The organism is Micromonospora sp. NPDC126480 (assembly GCF_040302465.1).
Lineage (GTDB): Bacteria > Actinomycetota > Actinomycetes > Mycobacteriales > Micromonosporaceae > Micromonospora.
The window spans coordinates 1-1,500 of record NZ_JBEORU010000068.1 but is presented as its reverse complement, the minus strand read 5'-3'; the positions used below and the strand labels follow the sequence as shown (position 1 = coordinate 1,500).

Annotated in this window: 1 protein-coding gene; it reads left to right on the top strand. The window is 68.1% G+C overall.

Annotation, left to right across the window (positions count from 1 at the left end; translation table 11 throughout):
* The first annotated feature begins 188 nt into the window (after positions 1-188).
* A complete protein-coding gene (locus ABTW87_RS30110; protein WP_350654798.1) occupies positions 189-1,487 on the top strand; it encodes an IS4 family transposase in 1,299 nt (432 codons plus the stop codon).
* Positions 1,488-1,500 lie beyond the last annotated feature (13 nt).

Here is a 1,500-nt window from a genome sequence, read left to right as displayed (position 1 = left end):
GCAATGCCGCGTAGTTAGCGGTAGCGGTTCGGTGTCAAGGGTGTGTTGATGGGTGTTAATGCAGCGGAGCCCCGGTAGGGAAGGTTCGTCCGCCAAGACCAACCTCACCTGTGGGGGCTCCGCTGTCTGGTCAGTCTGTCATTCATCGCGTGGTCACGGTAGCCACGGGTCGGTTCGCTCCAGGGCACTTGGGGGAGCTGACGCAGCTCGTTCCGTTCGAGATGGTCGATGCTGTGCTGGCGTCGACCAGGCGGGTTCAGGTGCGGGTGCGGGATCTTCCGTCGCGTGTCGTGGTGTATCTGCTGTTGGCCGGGGCGTTGTTCGCCGGGCTGGGGTATCGGCAGGTATGGGCGCGTCTGGTCGCGGGCCTGCACGGGGTGCCGGTGGCGTTTCCGGGGTCGTCTGCCCTGGCCAAGGCTCGGGCTCGGGTCGGGGTTGCGCCGTTGCGGGAGCTGTTTGAGTTGCTCGCCGGTCCTGCCGCGGCGGCGGCCCGCTGGCGGGGCATGCTGGTGTGCGCCATCGACGGCACCAGCATGTTCGTTGCGGACAGCCCGGCGAACCTGGCGGCTTACGGCCATCAGACCGGCTCGCACGGCGGGTCGGGGTATCCGATGGTGCGGCTGCTGGCGGTGGTCGCCTGCGGCACCCGCACGCTCATCGACGTCGTGTTCGGCCCCTACCGGATCGGTGAGACCAGCTACGCGCCGTCGCTGATGGGCCGGCTGCGGCCAGGAATGCTGCTGCTGGCCGACCGTAACTTCGCCGTCGCCGCCCTCGCCGAACAGATCCACGCCACCGGCGCGGCCCTGCTCATCCGGTGCAAGAACGGCCGCCAACTGCCGTGCGCGGGCAGACTGGCCGACGGGTCGTGGCTGGCGATGTTCGGCACGGTCCCCATCCGAGTGATCGACGCGGACATCGTCGTGACTCTCGGCGGCCGGGTCGAACAGGCCCGCTACCGGCTGCTGACCACGCTGACCGATCCCCGCCGGTTCCCCGCCCTCGACCTGGTCCAGCTCTACCACCAGCGGTGGGAAATCGAAACGACCTACCTGCAGCTGAAAGCGACCATGCTCGGCGGGCGCGTCCTACGCGCACGGACCCCACAGGGCATCACCCAGGAGGTCTACGCGCTGCTGACCGCCTACCAGGCGCTACGGCTGACAATGGCCGACGCCACCGCCAGCCAACCCGGCCTGAACACACACCGCGCCAGCTTCACCGTCGCCCTGCACGCCGCCCGCGACCAAGTCATCCACGCCGCCGGCGTGATCGCCGCAGCCACCATCGACCTCGTCGGCGCCATCGGCCAAGCCGTCCTAGCCGATCTGCAACCACCACGACGCCCCCGACGCAGCCCCCGCGTCGTCAAACGAGCCATCTCCAAACACCGCGCCAAAGGCGACATCGACCGCACCAACCACAACACCACGATCAGAATCAAGATCCTCTGGCCCGACCAGTTGACAGCAGGAACGGAACCCTAACTACGCGGCATTG